Annotated in this window: 15 protein-coding genes and 1 pseudogene; 4 read left to right on the plus strand and 12 right to left on the minus strand. The window is 34.2% G+C overall.

All coding sequences use genetic code 11. The features are described from left to right. Window positions 1-13: 13 nt before the first annotated feature. From E5D58_RS14750 to E5D58_RS14765, 4 genes are all read right to left on the minus strand, one after another. Window positions 14-466, minus strand: coding sequence for a hypothetical protein (locus tag E5D58_RS14750; RefSeq protein ID WP_136483134.1), 453 nt, complete (start codon window positions 464-466; stop codon window positions 14-16). 434 nt (window positions 467-900) lie between these two features. After that, complete coding sequence (lysS, locus tag E5D58_RS14755; protein ID WP_136483136.1) at window positions 901-2,589, minus strand: lysine--tRNA ligase; 1,689 nt, start codon at window positions 2,587-2,589, stop codon at window positions 901-903. A 72-nt stretch (window positions 2,590-2,661) separates the two neighbouring features. After that, the gene (locus tag E5D58_RS14760) at window positions 2,662-3,090 is read right to left on the minus strand and encodes a DUF1573 domain-containing protein (RefSeq protein ID WP_136483138.1); all 429 of its coding nucleotides are present in this window, start codon (window positions 3,088-3,090) and stop codon (window positions 2,662-2,664) included. Between the two features lie 107 nt (window positions 3,091-3,197). Continuing rightward, window positions 3,198-4,211 (minus strand): response regulator transcription factor, encoded by a 1,014-nt coding sequence (locus E5D58_RS14765; protein WP_136483140.1) that lies wholly within the window; start codon window positions 4,209-4,211, stop codon window positions 3,198-3,200. Between the two features lie 175 nt (window positions 4,212-4,386). Here E5D58_RS14765 and E5D58_RS14770 point away from each other — a divergent pair, with 175 nt between their 5' ends. From E5D58_RS14770 to lipB, 3 genes are read left to right on the plus strand one after another with little or no spacing between them, the layout of a single operon-like run. Beyond that, a complete protein-coding gene (locus E5D58_RS14770) occupies window positions 4,387-4,545 on the plus strand; it encodes a YqaE/Pmp3 family membrane protein (protein WP_019388284.1) in 159 nt (52 codons plus the stop codon). A 57-nt stretch (window positions 4,546-4,602) separates the two neighbouring features. Further along, on the plus strand, window positions 4,603-5,364 hold the full coding sequence (locus E5D58_RS14775; RefSeq protein ID WP_136483142.1) for a hypothetical protein: 762 nt from the start codon (window positions 4,603-4,605) through the stop codon (window positions 5,362-5,364). A gap of 2 nt (window positions 5,365-5,366) precedes the next feature. Next, on the plus strand, window positions 5,367-6,068 hold the full coding sequence (gene lipB, locus E5D58_RS14780) for a lipoyl(octanoyl) transferase LipB (RefSeq protein WP_136483144.1): 702 nt from the start codon (window positions 5,367-5,369) through the stop codon (window positions 6,066-6,068). Window positions 6,069-6,085: 17 nt separating this feature from the next. Here lipB and E5D58_RS14785 read toward each other — a convergent pair whose 3' ends face one another. The 4 genes and pseudogenes from E5D58_RS14785 to E5D58_RS14800 form a co-directional block, all read right to left on the minus strand. Next, window positions 6,086-7,045: a bile acid:sodium symporter family protein gene (locus tag E5D58_RS14785; protein WP_136483146.1), complete on the minus strand. Its 960-nt coding sequence runs from the start codon at window positions 7,043-7,045 to the stop codon at window positions 6,086-6,088. A gap of 41 nt (window positions 7,046-7,086) precedes the next feature. Continuing rightward, window positions 7,087-7,866: a polyphosphate kinase 2 gene (gene ppk2, locus E5D58_RS14790; protein WP_136483148.1), complete on the minus strand. Its 780-nt coding sequence runs from the start codon at window positions 7,864-7,866 to the stop codon at window positions 7,087-7,089. 75 nt (window positions 7,867-7,941) lie between these two features. Further along, window positions 7,942-8,598: pseudogene (locus tag E5D58_RS14795) on the minus strand (DUF2490 domain-containing protein). A 65-nt stretch (window positions 8,599-8,663) separates the two neighbouring features. Beyond that, complete coding sequence (locus tag E5D58_RS14800; RefSeq protein ID WP_136483150.1) at window positions 8,664-9,326, minus strand: pyridoxamine 5'-phosphate oxidase family protein; 663 nt, start codon at window positions 9,324-9,326, stop codon at window positions 8,664-8,666. A gap of 83 nt (window positions 9,327-9,409) precedes the next feature. Here E5D58_RS14800 and E5D58_RS14805 point away from each other — a divergent pair, with 83 nt between their 5' ends. Further along, complete coding sequence (locus E5D58_RS14805; RefSeq protein WP_136483152.1) at window positions 9,410-10,915, plus strand: aminotransferase-like domain-containing protein; 1,506 nt, start codon at window positions 9,410-9,412, stop codon at window positions 10,913-10,915. Between the two features lie 47 nt (window positions 10,916-10,962). Here E5D58_RS14805 and E5D58_RS14810 read toward each other — a convergent pair whose 3' ends face one another. The 4 genes from E5D58_RS14810 to E5D58_RS14825 form a co-directional block, all read right to left on the minus strand. Next, entirely contained in the window at window positions 10,963-12,012 is a 1,050-nt protein-coding gene (locus E5D58_RS14810; protein WP_136483154.1) for a nucleoid-associated protein, read from the minus strand. 115 nt (window positions 12,013-12,127) lie between these two features. After that, window positions 12,128-12,760 (minus strand): TapB family protein, encoded by a 633-nt coding sequence (locus tag E5D58_RS14815; RefSeq protein ID WP_235835935.1) that lies wholly within the window; start codon window positions 12,758-12,760, stop codon window positions 12,128-12,130. 52 nt (window positions 12,761-12,812) lie between these two features. After that, complete coding sequence (locus tag E5D58_RS14820) at window positions 12,813-14,354, minus strand: OmpA family protein (protein WP_136483158.1); 1,542 nt, start codon at window positions 14,352-14,354, stop codon at window positions 12,813-12,815. A 107-nt stretch (window positions 14,355-14,461) separates the two neighbouring features. Next, window positions 14,462-16,897, minus strand: coding sequence for a PQQ-binding-like beta-propeller repeat protein (locus tag E5D58_RS14825; protein ID WP_136483160.1), 2,436 nt, complete (start codon window positions 16,895-16,897; stop codon window positions 14,462-14,464). Window positions 16,898-16,912 lie beyond the last annotated feature (15 nt).

A 16,912-nucleotide genomic window follows, 5' to 3' on the forward strand; every position in this document is an offset into this window, starting at 1 on the left:
ACTAAATCTTTTATTAGGTTCTTTTTTTAGAATTTTGTTTTTTCTGCTTGTGCTTCATGGCCATTCGCATTTTAGCCTTTTCCCATTTTTCAAATTGCTCTTTGTTTAAAATGGTTTTCATCTTAGCTTTTTCGGCAATCATACGGTCTAACCTATCCAGTTCTTTTGCATAACGTTCTTCTTTAGAGGGTTTTTGAGTTGTTCCGTTTTCCCTTTTTTTCTTACGTTCGGCCATCATGGCCTTGCGCTTTTTTGCTTTTTCAAGGTTCAAGGCTTGTATTTTGTTTTGTTGCTCCTTATTAAGGTCTAAATATAAGGTCATTCTTTTTGTTTGTAAAGTGGCCGTTTCCTCTGCGGAAAGCTTCATAATCATATTTTTACGCTCCCCTTTTTGTCCACTCTTAGGTTTTTGAGCTATGGCTTGCAGACTCATAATGGCCATAACTACTAGCAGTACTTTTTTCATTGTTTTAAGGTTTAAATTAATACATATAGGACATGCCTTAATAATAAAGGTTTAACGGACTAAATTATTTTAACGCGGCTTTAACAAACAGTTCGTTTAAAACCGAAAGAATTAATTTCTTCATCCAGGCAGCTATACTTTCTAGATTAGTTTAGAGGGGCTAGAATTCTTAAAATATTAACAAATGGAGATGTGTTATATTAATTAAAACTTAAAGCTTTAACTTTTGCTGTTAAACAAATGTAAATTCGTTTTTTAACTGTGAAGAATTAACTCTATTTGTACTTTAGTTTCATAATAGCATAAGTTTTTGAAGTTAATTGCTGTTAACTATCAAAAAAATTATGTTATGCATTAAGTTTAGTTTGTTAGTTAGTTTAAAAAAAGCCAGTGTATACTGGCTTTTTTTGAATCTGATAAGGAAGTAAAAGGTTTTAAATAACTGTTACAATTAGACCAGTATCTGTTTTTGATACTTTGGCTAAGTTATTTTTAGTTAGCTCCTTTATGCTTTTATCCCATTTTTTATTTGATAATCCAGATTGCGTTTTCAGATTATTTAATTCAATTGTTTCTCCTTTTTTAAGAAGTTCTAAAACAGCTATGGCATCGTCGCTTATTGCTATCGCTTTCTTTTCAGGACGCATTTGAGGGAAGAATAATACTTCTTGAATGGACTGGTTATTAGTTAAAAACATAATGAGTCTATCCATACCAATACCCATTCCAGAGGTTGGAGGCATACCATATTCAAGAGCACGTAAAAAGTCGAAATCAATAAATTCTGTTGCTTCATCGTCTCCTTTAGCGGCTAGTTTTAATTGGTGCTCAAAACGCTCACGCTGGTCAATAGGATCATTTAATTCGGAGTAGGCATTTGCTATTTCTTTACCACATACCATAAGTTCAAAACGCTCAGTAAGTTCTGGGTTGTCTCTATGTTCTTTACATAATGGACTCATCTCTTTAGGGTAATCTGTAATAAATGTAGGTTGAATGTAATTACCTTCACATTTTTCACCAAAAATTTCATCAATTAGCTTACCCTTACCCATGGTTTCATCTACTTCAATCCCCATGTCTTTCGCAGCTTGTCTAATGTCTTCTTCGGTTTTACCTGTAATGTCAAAACCAGTAAAATGCTTAATGGATTCTGCCATAGTTACACGGGCATATGGGGCTTTAAAGTCAATATGGTGTTCTCCAAACTGCACTTTACTTGTGCCGTTAACTGCTATGGCACAATATTCTAACAATTGTTCGCAGAAATCCATCATCCAGTTATAATCTTTGTAGGCAACATAAATTTCCATAGCGGTAAACTCGGGATTGTGCGTTCTGTCCATCCCTTCGTTTCTAAAGTTTTTTGAAAATTCATAAACACCATCGAATCCTCCTACGATTAATCGTTTTAAATATAGCTCATTGGCTATTCTCATATATAAGGGAACATCTAAAGCGTTATGGTGCGTAATAAATGGACGTGCTGCAGCACCACCAGGTATTGGTTGAAGAACTGGTGTTTCTACTTCAAAATAGCCAGCATCATTAAAAAATGAACGCATAGCATTGAATAATTTGGTGCGTTTTACAAATACTTCTTTTACCTGAGGGTTTACAACTAAATCGGCATAACGTTGTCTGTATCTTTGTTCTGGATCTGTAAAGGCATCGTACACCACACCGTCTTTCTCTTTAGGCAATGGTAAAGGCTTTAATGCCTTACTTAAGAGGGTGAAGTCTTTAACTTTTACTGTTTTTTCACCAACTTTTGTGGTGAATAATTCTCCTTCTATGCCAACAAAATCTCCAAAGTCTAAAAGTTTTTTGAAAATCTCGTTGTATTTAGTTTTATCTTCTCCTTGACAAATTTCATCTCTATTAAAGTAAACTTGTATTTTCCCTTCGGCATCTTGTAATTGAGCAAAACTAGCTTTTCCTTGAACCTTTATCATCATTAAACGGCCAGCAATAGTAACCTGTTTACCCTCTTCAAATAAAGCTTTTACTTGTTTAGAAGTGTGATTTACAGGATATAAATCTGCTGGGTAGGGGTTAATACCAAATTCACGTAGTTTTACTAATTTTTCTCTACGGACTATTTCTTGTTCTGAAAGCTGCATGCTAATAAATTTTGAAAATGCAAAATTACGTTTTTTGTAAAACTTAGCACGCAACTTTTAAACTGAATTTAGCTAAATACTACTTTTCAAGATCTCGCCTTTAATTTTAAGTATTTGATTTGAGTTTTGAGCATTTGAAATAACCCTAATAGATTTAGAGAATACCCCTATCTTGCTGGTTGCGTATTTAATTGTAATGTGTCCAGATTCGCCTGGTAGTATGGCATTTTTGGGGTAGCTAGGAACGGTGCATCCGCACGATGTTTTAACGTTGCTTATAACCACAGGTGCTTCTCCGGTATTGGTAAAACTAAAAAAGCGCTCTCCATCAGTATTTTGGTTTAAAGCACCGTAGTCAATCGTTTCAGTTTTGAAACTTAAGAAACCAGTATTGGTTTCATTCTGTGAGGTTTGACTAAAGCTCAAGTTTAAAATGAAGACAAGTGCGGTAGCAGTAAGTACTGATTTAATGAATTTGTTTGGTAATACTAGATGTTTCATAATTAATGTTTTAATGATTAATAGTAACAAACATCAAAACTTTATACGTTCAAAACCCGATGATTTAGGTTTAAAAAGGGACTAGTCCTCAGGTTGATTTTTCTAAACTATTTGTTAAATAGTGATTTAGCTTCTTCTCTAGATTGAATGTTAAGCTTTTTAAAAATATTGTTAAGGTGGGTTTTTACAGTACTTAGGCTAATGAAAAGTTCTTGTGCAATTTCTTTGTTAGACCTTCCTGCTAATAGGAGGTTTAGAACATTTTGCTCTTGTTTCGTTAAGTCTTGTTTTAGAATGTTTATTTTTTTGTTCCTTTTCATTTTGAGGAAAAACCAGATGTTTAAAGCTACTGATACTGTTAAAAGAGCGATCCAAATAATGCGGGTTGAGTTCCATGGTGTTTGCACTTTTATTTGCGAGGCATATTTATCGGCCTCCAATTCGGTTCTATACTGCTCAGTGTAAGTGGAATTAGGATAACTATTTTCCAGACGCTTTAGTAAGTTCTTATAATAGTCGTTTCTTTGTAAGTCTTCAACATAGAACGTATGAAAATTAGAACTCTTGTCTGTTAGAAACGAAAAAATGTAAAGCTCTGCTAAAGGCTCATTCAAGCTTTTTCCAAAAGTTTGGAAATTCGCAAACCATTTTCTGTTGTTTAATTTGCGGTTGGCTTCGCTTCGGTACGACGCAAAGTCATACGCCATTTCTACTTTTAAAGAATCAATTTTAATGAAGCTATTAGCTTTTTGATTGTTTGACTTTATTTCACAGAACATTTCATTTTCAAACGAAAACGGAAAGTCCATGGTAGCGTTATTATTCGCTATAAAAATAACGGTTTTGCTGTTGTTGCAATGGCCATCAAAATGCTGAAGGTCTTCTTGGTTTTCAAAGCAATTATCTACGTGAATTCTATAGATTTTGTTCTCTTCCTCTAACTGATCTCCTGTAAAGACAAACTGTCCTGTACTATCTACTTTAACCTTGGAGATTATTTGTTCTGGATAAATGCCTGATAATCTTCTGTAATCTTCAACAATAGACAAATAAACATCACCGCTCCAAACTTCTTTATTCACTTGTCCCGTAAAGCGATATTGTCCTTGAACAGACCACATAAGTGAGAAAAAGGTAAAAAAACACATCAGAAATCGCATAGTACGAAGCTACTTAAAAAAATAAAACACGTATAATTTTTGTGAATTAAAATGTGTAACAATTAGCTTTTAAAGACGTCAAATAAACGTTCATCAATCAATGCTGAAAAGATTTCAGCCTTAAATTACATATTTTATGAGTTTTTGGAGAGTATTACTTTCTATTATTTGTCCGCCTTTAGCTGTTATTGATAAAGGTTGTGGCTCTATTATTATTGTCTTTTTATTATGGCTTTGTGGCTGGGTACCCGGAGTAATTGCCGCCCTTGTGATATTAAATAATCCTAAGAATTAAACTATCTTTGCGTTGTCTTTAGCCATTATTTGGCATAACCGGTAATTATAGGATAACATGACCAAACTAAAGTTTTTAATAATAGCTATTTCGGCTATCTTTCTCGTAAGCTGTCAGTTTTCAGAGAATATTTATTTAAACGCGGATGGCTCGGGGAAAATGGAATTTTCTTTTGATGCGTCTGAGCTTATGCAAATGGCCGGTGATCAAATGGCAGAAGGTGCTGGTGATGAGGATATAGATTCTACATTCACTTTTAAAGAAATATTTGATGAGAAAAGAGATAGTATTTCGAAATTACCAATAGAGGAGCAAGAGAAATTAAAAGCGCTTGAACCATTTTCTGTACATATGTTAATGAGTAAAAATGACAAGAAAATGAATGTTGATTTTTATACAGATTTTAAAAATACAACAGAGCTGCAAGATATGTTTATGGCCTTAAATGCCGTAAGCAATTTAAAAGGCCAAGGAGATGCTAAAGTTAATGATTCAAGCAATCTTTTTTCATCAATGGGCGATGGTGGTAACTCGCAGCTAAGTTATTCCTTTAAAGATGGCGTATTTAGAAGATCGGTTAAAGTACTTGATAAGGAGCTTCAGAAACAAATGAAAGATAGTTTGGGGCAGGCTGCCATGATGTTTGCCAATTCAAAGTATAGATTGAATTATCACTTTCCTAGAAAAGTAAAGTCAGTTTCAAATGATAAGGCTATGTTTAGTGCCGATGGAAAAACCGTTATTGTGGAATACGGACTTATGGATTACCTGTCTAATCCAGAGGTTATGAATTTAGAAATAGTTTTAGAGAAGGAGTAGGTTTGAATAAAACCATAGACATACAGGATTTAGGAAGCAAAGACTATAAACAAACCTGGGATTATCAGGAGGCGTTGTTTAAAGGAATTGTAGATACTAAAATTAAAAATAGACGTGAGGCTACTAACCTAAGTACTAAGAATTACTTTTTGTTTGTAGAGCACCCGCATGTTTATACTTTAGGAAAGAGTGGCGATTTGTCGAATCTTCTTTTAAATGAGTCGCAACTCAAAGAAAAAGGGGCTAAGTTTTATAAAATTAATAGGGGGGGTGATATTACTTATCATGGTCCTGGGCAGATAGTAGGATACCCTATTTTAGATCTTGAAAATTTTTTTACCGACATACACAAATACCTGCGGCTTTTGGAGGAAATGATTATTCTTACCCTAGAAGAGTATGGGTTAGCAGCAGAACGAAGCCCAGGAGAAACGGGTGTGTGGTTAGATGTAGGTACACCGTTTGCCAGGAAGATATGTGCCATGGGGGTGAGGGCAAGCAGATGGGTTACCATGCATGGTTTTGCACTAAATGTAAATGCCGATCTTGGTTATTTTGACAATATTATTCCCTGTGGCATTAGAGGAAAAGCAGTAACCTCCTTGCATGTTGAACTTGGCCAGCAAATTGTTAACGAAATGGAAGTTAAAGAAAAACTGCTAAAGCATTTTGCTTCTCTTTTTGAGGCAGAGTTTTTATCTTAAATTCTTGTTTAAAGCGTTTAATAGTTGTGCTCCACTCTTTTTAAGGCTATCATACTCACAATAAAAATTTGCATGGTGTGAAACATCATTAGTGGTAGCAAAACCAGCCCAATAGGGAAAGATGATGGGAAAAGAATGGAGGCAAATACGGTACCATGAACCAGCGATTTTTTTGTGCCACAAAATTGTGCCGTGATGCGGTCTTCTCTATTAAAATTAAAGCAGTTTGATATAAAGCCAATTAGATAGAAAATGGTAAAGAATAGGACCAATAATAGAACGGTTATAAGGAGTAGGTCGATGAAGTTAATAGTACTAAAAATTTGTTTTTCGAAAGAATGAGCAAAACTTTTGTAAATGATTAAAAGGATTATCAGCTTATCAAAGCTAGTGAGCTGAGAATTATATTTTTGAGCATATTTTCCCCAATATGGTTGTAGAATAAGCCCAAAGATAACAGGTATTAATATGTCAACTATCAACCGTAAGTAAATAGAACCCAGATTAAAATCAACCGTACTTCTAGGCAAAAAAACCTCCATCCATAGCGGAGTAATGGCAATGCCGATAAGTCCTGAAATACTTGCATTAAAAATGGCTGCAGGAATATTGCCTTTAGCTAATGAGACCATTACGACCGAGGAAGATACCGTTGAAGGAAGTGCCGCAAGAAACATAAAGGATAGCCACAAACTTTTGGTTTCTGTTGTGCTTACCAAAGGTTTGCATATTAAAACAAGTATTGGAAATAGTAAAAATGTTCCTGTTTGAATCAATAAGTGAAGTTTCCAGTTTTTTAAGCCATCCTTGATTTTGCTAACACTTAGTTTAAGTCCGTAGAAGAAAAAAATAAGGGAGACACCAATTTGTGTAATGGTGGCTAAGGGTAAAAAATGTTGTTCATTTCCCCATTCCGGGAAAATATACGCTACGATAATGACTATTATGATAGCAACAACAAACTTATCAACCTTCATATACTTCGATCCTATTTTGACTCCTGAAACTAATATTGACACTAATACTTTTCAGGAACAAAGGTTTGATAATTCATTGGAGGACGCACGTAGCCTTCGTAGTCTGGAAGTTCAGGGAGTTCTACAGGTTTAATATTCATTTTTTCGTAAGGGATTTGACTTAAAACATGGCTAATACAGTTAAGTCTGGCCTTTTTCTTATTATCCGAATTTACCACATACCAGGGTACTTGCTTGGTGTCCGTATGAGCAAACATGTTGTCTTTAGCTTTAGAATATTCAAGCCACCTTGAGCGCGATTCTAAATCCATAGGGCTAAACTTCCATCGTTTTAATGGATTGGAAATACGATTTTTAAAACGCCTTTCTTGCTCTTCATCACTCACAGAAAACCAATATTTTAAAACAATAATTCCAGAACGCACCAGCATACGTTCAAACTCTGGACATGATCTTAAAAACTCCCGGTATTCCTCATCGGTACAAAATCCCATAACTTTTTCAACACCCGCTCTGTTATACCAACTTCTATCAAAAAGGATAATCTCTCCTGCGGCCGGTAAATGATAGGCATATCTTTGAAAGTACCATTGCGATTTTTCTTTTTCAGTAGGAACACCCAGAGCCACCACTTTACAAACACGAGGATTCAATGGTTCTGTAAATCGTTTTATAGTACCACCTTTTCCCGAAGCATCTCTACCTTCAAATAAAATAACTACTTTTAATCCTTGTTTTTTTACCCATTCTTGAAGATGAACTAACTCTGTATGCAGCTTAGCAAGTTCTTCATCATAATTAAAACCTTTCTTTTTTGACATATTTTTTAGCGTTTTCTTTGCTAAATGTAGTAAAAAAGCCTGAGTTAGGGTGGTGGCAATCCAGACTAATATTGCTTAAAAATTAAAAAACGTGACCATGTTTATTTGGTCTCTATTACCATTATTTAAAAATTGATTCATGTAGCCTAATTCAAATCGTAGGGAACTATTTAATCTAAAACCTAAACCACCGTAAAGTCTATTTCTATCAAAAACATCTTTTTCTGTATTAAGGAATATCTCATTATACCCAGAGAGGTAGAAGGACTTGTCGATAATTTCTTTTTTACTCAAAGGAATATTTATGCCTAGAAAATATCGAAGACGAAGTTTAAAATCTTTTTCAATGAAACGTTGTTCAAATCTGTACCGATGCTGGATTTTTACATTTTTAATGTTTTGTTTCGTAATAAACTGTTGGTATATTCTGTGTTCGTTTACACGTTCTTTTTGGTTGGTATTGCCTAAATAATTTTCGCTAAGTATGTAACCATAACCTAAAAGTATATTATTATTGTTTTCGGTGAGGTTGTAACCAATTCCAGTTCTTATTAGCAACTGCTCTAAATCTGAAATGGCGTTATAGTTTCTGTATTATACCTCATTATGCCAGTTCAGTTTATTGTTAATTTGTTTATTTCCAAAATAAAGCAGCCAGTTACCTAGATCGCTTGATTGGGAGTTAATTACAATGGGTAAAAGAGTTAAAGCAATAAGGTAAATATATTTCATGTTGCTGGATGCTGTTTTAGTGTTTTCGGCGAAATATAACGAAAAAATCACATACAATTCAGGTGTTATGTGCGATGTAAGTCATAGTAGGAAGATACATGTTCTGGCATTAAAATGTCCTTGGCTAAATGCTTGTCTTTTACTGGTGGATTTGCAACCTGTTTAAGTGGGATAACCCCAGCCCAAATTGGGAGATCCATATCACTTTTATCATCAATGGCTCCTTCGGATCGCACTTTGGCTGATGCCGTTTCTATAGTAAGTTCTACGACTAAAGTGGCGTTAAACTCTTTTGAGCTCATGGGTCTGAGTGTTTCCCAGCGATTAGGAATCATATGGTTAACTATGTGTTTTAAAGCGGTTTCTTTTTTTTTAGGTTCGTCTACTTGGCACAGTTCACCAAATACGGTCACAGATCTGTAATTAACAGAATGATGAAATGCAGATCTTGCCAGTACTAAACCATCAAGTACCATAACCGTCATACTTGCCTTTTTATTTTCTAGTAAACTGAGAAGCATTCTATTTTTCCTAGATCCATGTAAATATAATTTATTTCCTATTCGGGCATATGCCATAGGAATGCTTATGGCGCGCTTGTCATGAATATAACTGACAAAACCAATAAATGTAGCGTCTAAAATATTATGAATAGTTTTGGTCTCATAAAGCGCTCTATTGGCTCCTCTTTTTACCTGATTCAATGTTGTTTTAGTGTATTCTTTCATGTGTTTGTGATTTTGTAATTCAAAAGTAGTAGTTTAGTGGGGTATTATATTGATCCAGAAAAGAATCTTTAGGTAGTCCAGTTATGATTCCTTACAAGACGCTTATTAACATAAATAGAGGTGGTAGGCAAGCTATTTATATTCAAATAGCAAACAGGCTTATTGAATTAATTAAATATAGAAAGCTACCTCCAAACACGAAATTACCTGGCAGTAGAATATTATCGGAATTACTAGGTGTGCACAGAAAAACCGTGGTGGCAGCTTATGAAGAATTAACCATTCAAGGTTGGCTCATAAGCTTGCCCCAAAAGGGCACTTTTGTGAATGCCCATTTACCTATTTTAAAGCAAGCATCCTTAGTAGGCGAATCAATAAGGAAGAATTTAACTAGTTCTGGATTTGAATTTAAAAGGAATGTGAGTCTCGATAGAAAATTTCCACAAACTTGTGAGGATACGTATATGTATGTTAATGACGGGATCTCTGATGGGAGATTGGCGCCTATTAATGATATAGCCCTTATTTACAGGAATTTAGTGTCTAAAAAGCATATTACAGCACATTTGGCTTATGGCACTACTTACGGGAACCAAACTTTAAGAGAAGAATTAGTTACTTACCTTAATGAAACACGTGGATTAAACATTGGTATTGATAATATCATGATAACCAGAGGAAGTCAGATGGGTATGTTTTTAGCAGCTCAATTGCTATTTGAGGATAACGATTATGTAGTGGTTGGGCATACAAACTACAGTTCTGCTGATACCACTTTTGAAATAGCCCGTGCTAAAGTACTACGTGTTCGAGTTGATAAACGAGGCCTAGTTATTGATGATATTAGGAAGTGTTGTGAAACCCATAATGTGAAGGCCGTTTTTACCACATCGCATCATCATCATCCTACAACGGTGACCTTATCTGCTGACAGACGACTAGAACTGTTAAATTTGGCAAAGACTTATAAATTTGCCATTGTGGAAGATGATTATGATTACGACTTTCATTACAATCATGCTCCTATTTTACCACTGGCGAGTCATGATTTAAACGGACATGTTATTTATGTGGGTTCTATTTGTAAAACCGTTGCTCCTGTTTACAGAGTGGGATATTTGGTGGCTTCAAAATCCTTTGTTGACGAATGTGCTAAACTACGCCGCTTTGTGGATAGACAAGGGGATGCCCTCCTAGAATTGACCTTTGCAAAATTTATTAAGGCTGGGTATTTGGACAGGCATATAAAGAAGGTTCTTAAGGTTTATATAGCAAGGAGAGACTTGTTTTGTAGTTTGTTGGAAACCGAATTAAGTGATTTTTTTTCTTTTGAACTACCTAAAGGCGGAATGGCTGTTTGGGTAACGCTTAATAAGGCATATTCATGGGAAACTGTAACGCAAGAAGCTTTAAAACAAAAATTGCTTATTGTTGAGTGGCAACGGTACGATATGGCAAACATCAATCACAATGCAATTAGAATGGGCTTTGCAGCGTATGATGAAACTGAAATTCATGAGTTTATGAAGCGCCTAAAGAAAACTATGATTGAGGTATCACGGTTAAATGGAGCGCTTGCAAAGGGTTAATAAAAAATAAATGGCAAAACGTTCGTTTCAATAGATGCAGTATTCTCTTAATCTTCAGTATTAAAAAACACCTTGTAATAATGCATTTTTTTTTCGTTATCGTAGCCTCGCTCTAGGTACTCTGCCGAGGCATCAGGCGCGTCAATATCAAGCTTTATTTGAATATTGGTATCAAGCTTAATGTCTGTTTTTATTTTTCGCTTTTCCTTGGTAACAACGGCTTCAACCACATCGAATTGGTTTCTTAACACCAGATTTTGTTCCCCTTCATATTCTTTTTTGTAGTTGTCAAACTCCCTACTATGTTTATCTTCTTCAAACAATTCGTCCTTAAAACGTTCTATATTAACCACTTCGTTTTCTTTAAAAAAGTCAATTGTTTTGGCTAAAAAGGTGTTGCGCTCTTGAGCCCCGTAGTTAGTTTTTAAAACTTCTGTTGAAAATTCTTTGCACAGGTCGATGTATTGTTGGGTATGGTTATTGGCATCGTCGGCGTATTTAATATTTAGAAAATGATTAATCCAATATTGTGTATCATAACTATTATTATCCACACTAAATACTACAGGGCCTTCGGCATCCGTTTGGTTTAATATTAAACAACCTTTATCTACTTTTTTTGAGTTAATACCCTTTTGTACTAGAACATCGTAACTGTTGTTTTCTAAATAGGTCTGAAAGAAATTAACCTTATTTTCAATTTTAAAAACGCCAATGGCATTGGTTGTAATATCTCTAAATTCTATACCCTCGAACATAACAATCAATACATCACCAGTTTTAATATTGGCAGAGTTGGACTGTTCGTATAAATGTGTTACAATATGCTTTGATACCTCTATAAAGGCATCTTCATCATTAAACATTTGAGAAGCGTAGCTATTAATTTCGTTTAGGGAAATGCTCGCGTGGTGGTTAAACCTATAGCTTTGTACCACAGTTCCAAAGGGTCTTAGTAAAAACGGTAGCATTAAATCGTAGCTGGCTTCATCAAAATTTACCGTTTTATCTGAAAAGGCATTTTTAGTATCGTTAAATTTATTTCCAACTTTATGAATTATAAACTGAGATATGGAAGCATTCTTTCTTGAAATCATGTTTGTAGTATTAAGAATGCAATACTATTAAAATAACTTGAATCTTTACCAAAAAAAGAGCGCCAAAGCTTTACACCTTGACGCCCGAGATTCGAGGACTTATCTTTATATTTTATTATCTCTCTAGATTGGTAAGTTCTGAATAGCTCATTAAACTGCCTTTGTTATTATAAGTTTCGTTTTTTACCAAGCCCACACCTTTGGCTATCCATTCTTTAGAAGTGAAACTATATGTTACACCCATTTTTATTTCTGAAGCATAGCTTAACACAAAACAATCAAAGGTACCGGCAGGTGTAGTAACTGATTCTTTTGAAATTACCTTTCTGTCAATCATATTGATGGTCATATTCATGTTCATGCCTCCCATATTAATAACCATATTCATATTAGCATCTTTCAACGCTTGCCCTACTTCTAAGTTATTAGGAAACTCAATATTGTTACCAGTCATATCTACTTCTAAATCACCATATTTTGTTAGTAATTCAGGATTCATTAAAGATTTAAAATCGATAGAAATTAGGTCTCCTTGGCAGGTTACATTGTAACTAGTAGAGGTTAATTCTTTTCCTTTGGCGTCCAATATTTGAGTTGCTAGGGTGGCAACATTGTTTTCAACGTTTGATACTTGGTATCTTACAACTCCTTCTTTTTTACCTTTTTTATTAAAATTGGTAATTTCAAATTTGGTGCCTTTTTCAAACGGATAATAAGCGTTGCAGCCCGATTGGGCCCTTAAAATCAAACTTATTGATATTAAAAAAATGAGGGTAAAAATTGTCTTTCTTTTCATCAGATTAAATTTTAATAAATTCTACGCGTCTGTTTTGGGCTTTTCCGTCAGACGTATTATTGTTGTCAATAGGTTCACTTTCTCCTTTACCTTCCGTTTCAAGGCGGTCGCCAGAAATCTTGTAAATATTTATTAGGGAGGTCTTTACGGCTTCGGCACGAGCTTTTGATAATTGCATGTTCGCGTCTTCGGCTCCATCAGAATCGGTATGTCCTATAATCTTAAGTTTTATGGAATCATCTTGCATTAATACTTGAGAAATCTGGCGAACAATACCAAGAGATTGCGGTTTAATATTGGCAGATCCCGAATCAAACAAAATGCCGTTAGTTGAAATTTTACCTTCACTAATTAATTTTCGTCTAAGGTCAACACCACCTTCAGCCACCTTTAAATTTTTAATATACAAATGTTCTTCTCCGTCTTTAAAGTTATTCATGTGAAATTTAAGATATTTCAGAATATTTTCAGCTTCAATAAACCTAGGAATATCCACATACTTCACTTCATTAATCCATAATCTAAATCTTTTTTTATTCACCGCAATAGCTACGTGTGGTTGATTAAGGACCTCATCTCTAACGTCGGCTTTAATATCTGTGTTAATGTTGTTATTGCTACCATTTGAGAAATAGTTTTTTACCCTGAGAGAAAAGGCACCATATTGCGCAAAAGGAATAGTAGCAAATACATAGTTGTCTCCATTATTAAATCGTTCATTGTCACTTAATACGATATTAAACCTTGCTGTTGAAGATGTTTGCTGACCTATACCATTTGTAAGTAGGTCAAATTCGATAGTGTAGTTTTCAGGAAGGTCTTTAACGTCTGGAATATAATAAACTCCATAGCCCGATTTAAGTTCAAACCAGTTTCCACTACCTTTTATTTTGACTACCTCTCCAGTGGCATTAGTATTCCATTTACTAGGAAAATCACCAATGAAATCTTGAGAAAAGTCATCAAAGAATAATACTTTATCTCCAGGTACGAAATCGTATTTACTATAAACTTCTAGGTTATCGGAGATGTTCGATTCTGGTTCTGATATGTCCTTGTTTTTTACGCCTGATTGGGAGGTTTTAGTTTCTGGGTTAGGAGAGGTTGAAGGGATGTCCTTTTTAGAGTCGGTAGCATCTCCTTTCTTTAAAAGCAAATCTTTGGTGGTTTTCAAGCTGTATTTCAAGGCTTTTTGCGCCTTATTCATGTTTAAAGTTGCTTTGCCATGGGTAATTACGCTTAATCCATCTAAATCTCCTAAAATGTTAGGAGCGCTACTTCCTAGACCTTCAAGATCATCAATAGCAGCTTCTAAGGTGTCGAAATCTTCATCTTGTAATGGTGTTCCAGATTTTGCATAACCATCATATTTATAAACTTTATCATAGATGTCAAAAGATTCAGAAACAAAAATGTCTACACTCGATACACCTACGGGATTTTTAGGTCGTTTAATTTTTTTCGTTTGGGCTTGAGAGACTGATAAGAATAAAATGGTAGCGACACATAATGTAATTATGCTACGCACATTGTTTGCGGATTTCATTGATACAGAATTAATTAATAGCTAGGATAAAGATAAAGATTCCTTTTTCTCTAACAAAAAAGTGATGTTAAATTCGTCTTATTTATCTTAGAAACTATGAGTCTTAATTAATTCAGTTGATAGACAATAAGAGAATTATGTTCTCCTTTGGTTACAAATTCGAGATTCTTGTCCTTATCTATATTGCTTAAATCGATAGTTGAGTTTCCATAAACAGGGAAGTTTGGGAGTAATTGAGATTGACTGTCGAAGACGTAGACTTTATTGGATTGCAAATCGGTTGTCGTAATATAAATTTTATCATTTATGTAAAAGAGTTTTGGAGTCGAATAATCTCCAAAATCGAGTTCTGTGGATTTGTTTTTTATAGAAAGCGTGTTCTCATCTTGAGTAATTAAGGTTTTGCTTGAGGTTTCTAAAAAGTGATTTTTCGATAAGTTTAATGGCTTTTCCGTAATACGCCCTCTTGTATCGATGGAAATTAAACTGCCATTATCAGTAGTGGTTGTAAAGGTGTTTTGGTACAGAAATATGGGTTGCGATGAGTACTTGTATGAACTATTCGTTTTAACTCTTGTTTTACCAATTCTATCCAATATATAAATTTTATTTTTTGTTTTAAGTGTGATATAATCCTTGCTTCCAATTCTAAAATGTTTGGGTTTAGCAATTATTTTGCTATTGGCAGTGCTAAATCCAAATCCTTTTACAATTTTACCCTTAGCGCTATACATTAAAACATGCCTTCCTTGGGTTACAAGAAGCCTGTAATTTTTACGTTTCTCGTAATCAAAAATGGCCAGAGGTTGCGTAATATCATCTTTAAACTTTAACGGAAATGGCTTTACTGTTTTACCATTCCTATCAAGTACATAAACTCTGTTTTTGGTTGCAAATGCTAGTTGCAGTCTTCCATTTCTAAACATGTCAATTTGCTCAATTTTACCTAGTATACGACCAGGTAATTGTTTTTTCCAGAGCACTTTTCCTTTGTTCGAGATAAGGTATAGGTTGTTTTTAATGTCTTGTACAACTACTTCTTTCTGCCTGGTTACATGATTTGTTACAAATTGAGGGCTTGTTAAAATATCGTTACTTAGCTTTATATTAAGATGTTCAGAAACAGAATTGGCTTTTGCTTCGGTTTTAGCTCTTTTTATAATGCCATTTACATGGGCAAAATTATTATCATAGATAAATTGAATACCAGAAGCTTCATACCCATTAAGCTTATAATTGTTTATGTTGTCAAGGTTCTTTCCAAGAATAGACTTTAAACTTGAGGTGTTCACAATTTGCAGGAGAGAAGAAGCATCACTCAATTTTTCTCTTGACGATTCAAAATACGCCCTGTCGGCTAATGTAGTTTTATTTTGGTAGCTGCTTATTATATTTTGCAACATGCTAATGGTATCGGCAAAAACAAAAAAATTATCAATTATACAATAAACATTGGCACTATTATAAGTGATAAACGGGTGGAAAGTTTTAGCAAACAATACAGGATTACTAAAATTAAAAATTTCTATACCTCGGTATGACCCAACAGTTGTTTGCTCTTTTAGAAGTTCGTCTGTTGTAGCAATAACATCTATAGAATTTAGAATGATTCCTCTTTTTTCGTCCTCATAAATAATTCCTATCTCGATTATATCATTAAAGAGACTGGGTGTGCCAGCTATTGTATCCTTATTATGGTACTTCGCTAGGTTGTCTTGAAAAACAGTAAAATCATCAAAAGTAAAACTCATAAAGCCATCGCAATTTGATGGTGCCAATTTATATGTATGGTTTTCTTGAGGAACGGTATTCTTAAAAACGTTAATGAGGCTATTTATAGAATCTTCGGCTTTTGTAATACCATTAAAATAGATGTCATTTTGGTTAAGTTCTACATCGGCTACAATGTATTCTGTAAAGTTGCTTAAAGCTAAAGAGTCTTCAATAAACAAAGATTTAATGAAATCACCATTGGGTTTTAGGCCAATTGAAAATGTTTTATTATCGCTTGTGGTGTTAAAAATTTTATGAAGGGTTTCATATTTTTCATCTTTTGTAAAAATAGCTTCTACTAGTTTTTTTGAGGACGAAGAGAAAAAGGTGCTGTCAATGATGGTGCTGTAAAACGAATTACCCTTTAAAGTGGATTTGGTTATCGTTTTAGTATCAAATTTGAAAACCTCTTCCATATAATCAGTTAACGAATCTTTTTGAATTAAGTTTTCGTGAAAACGTGTAATTACAGAGTATTCTAAGCTATCTAAGGCATTGTTTGAAAAGCATAAAACAATATCAGAAGTAGGTTCTAAAATGGATAAGTTCTCTATTTTACTTTGAAGCGTTTGGTAGGTACTAGTTTTGGAGAACCTTTGTAGAAAATCATTGTTATTAATGCCATTTTTTAAGCTTTCAATATTGTTGGCTTTAATAATGATGGAAGCATTACTTGGTGCAAAATCAAGAAGTTTTGTTCTCTGAGATTTAGAATTTGTGCAGCTAAAGGTTAATACAAGGAGAGTAAGGGAAATAAAAAAAAATCTCATGAACACAATTTTGAT

The sequence above is a fragment of the Cognatitamlana onchidii genome (assembly GCF_004804355.1).
GTDB classification, from domain to species: Bacteria; Bacteroidota; Bacteroidia; order Flavobacteriales; family Flavobacteriaceae; genus Cognatitamlana; species Cognatitamlana onchidii.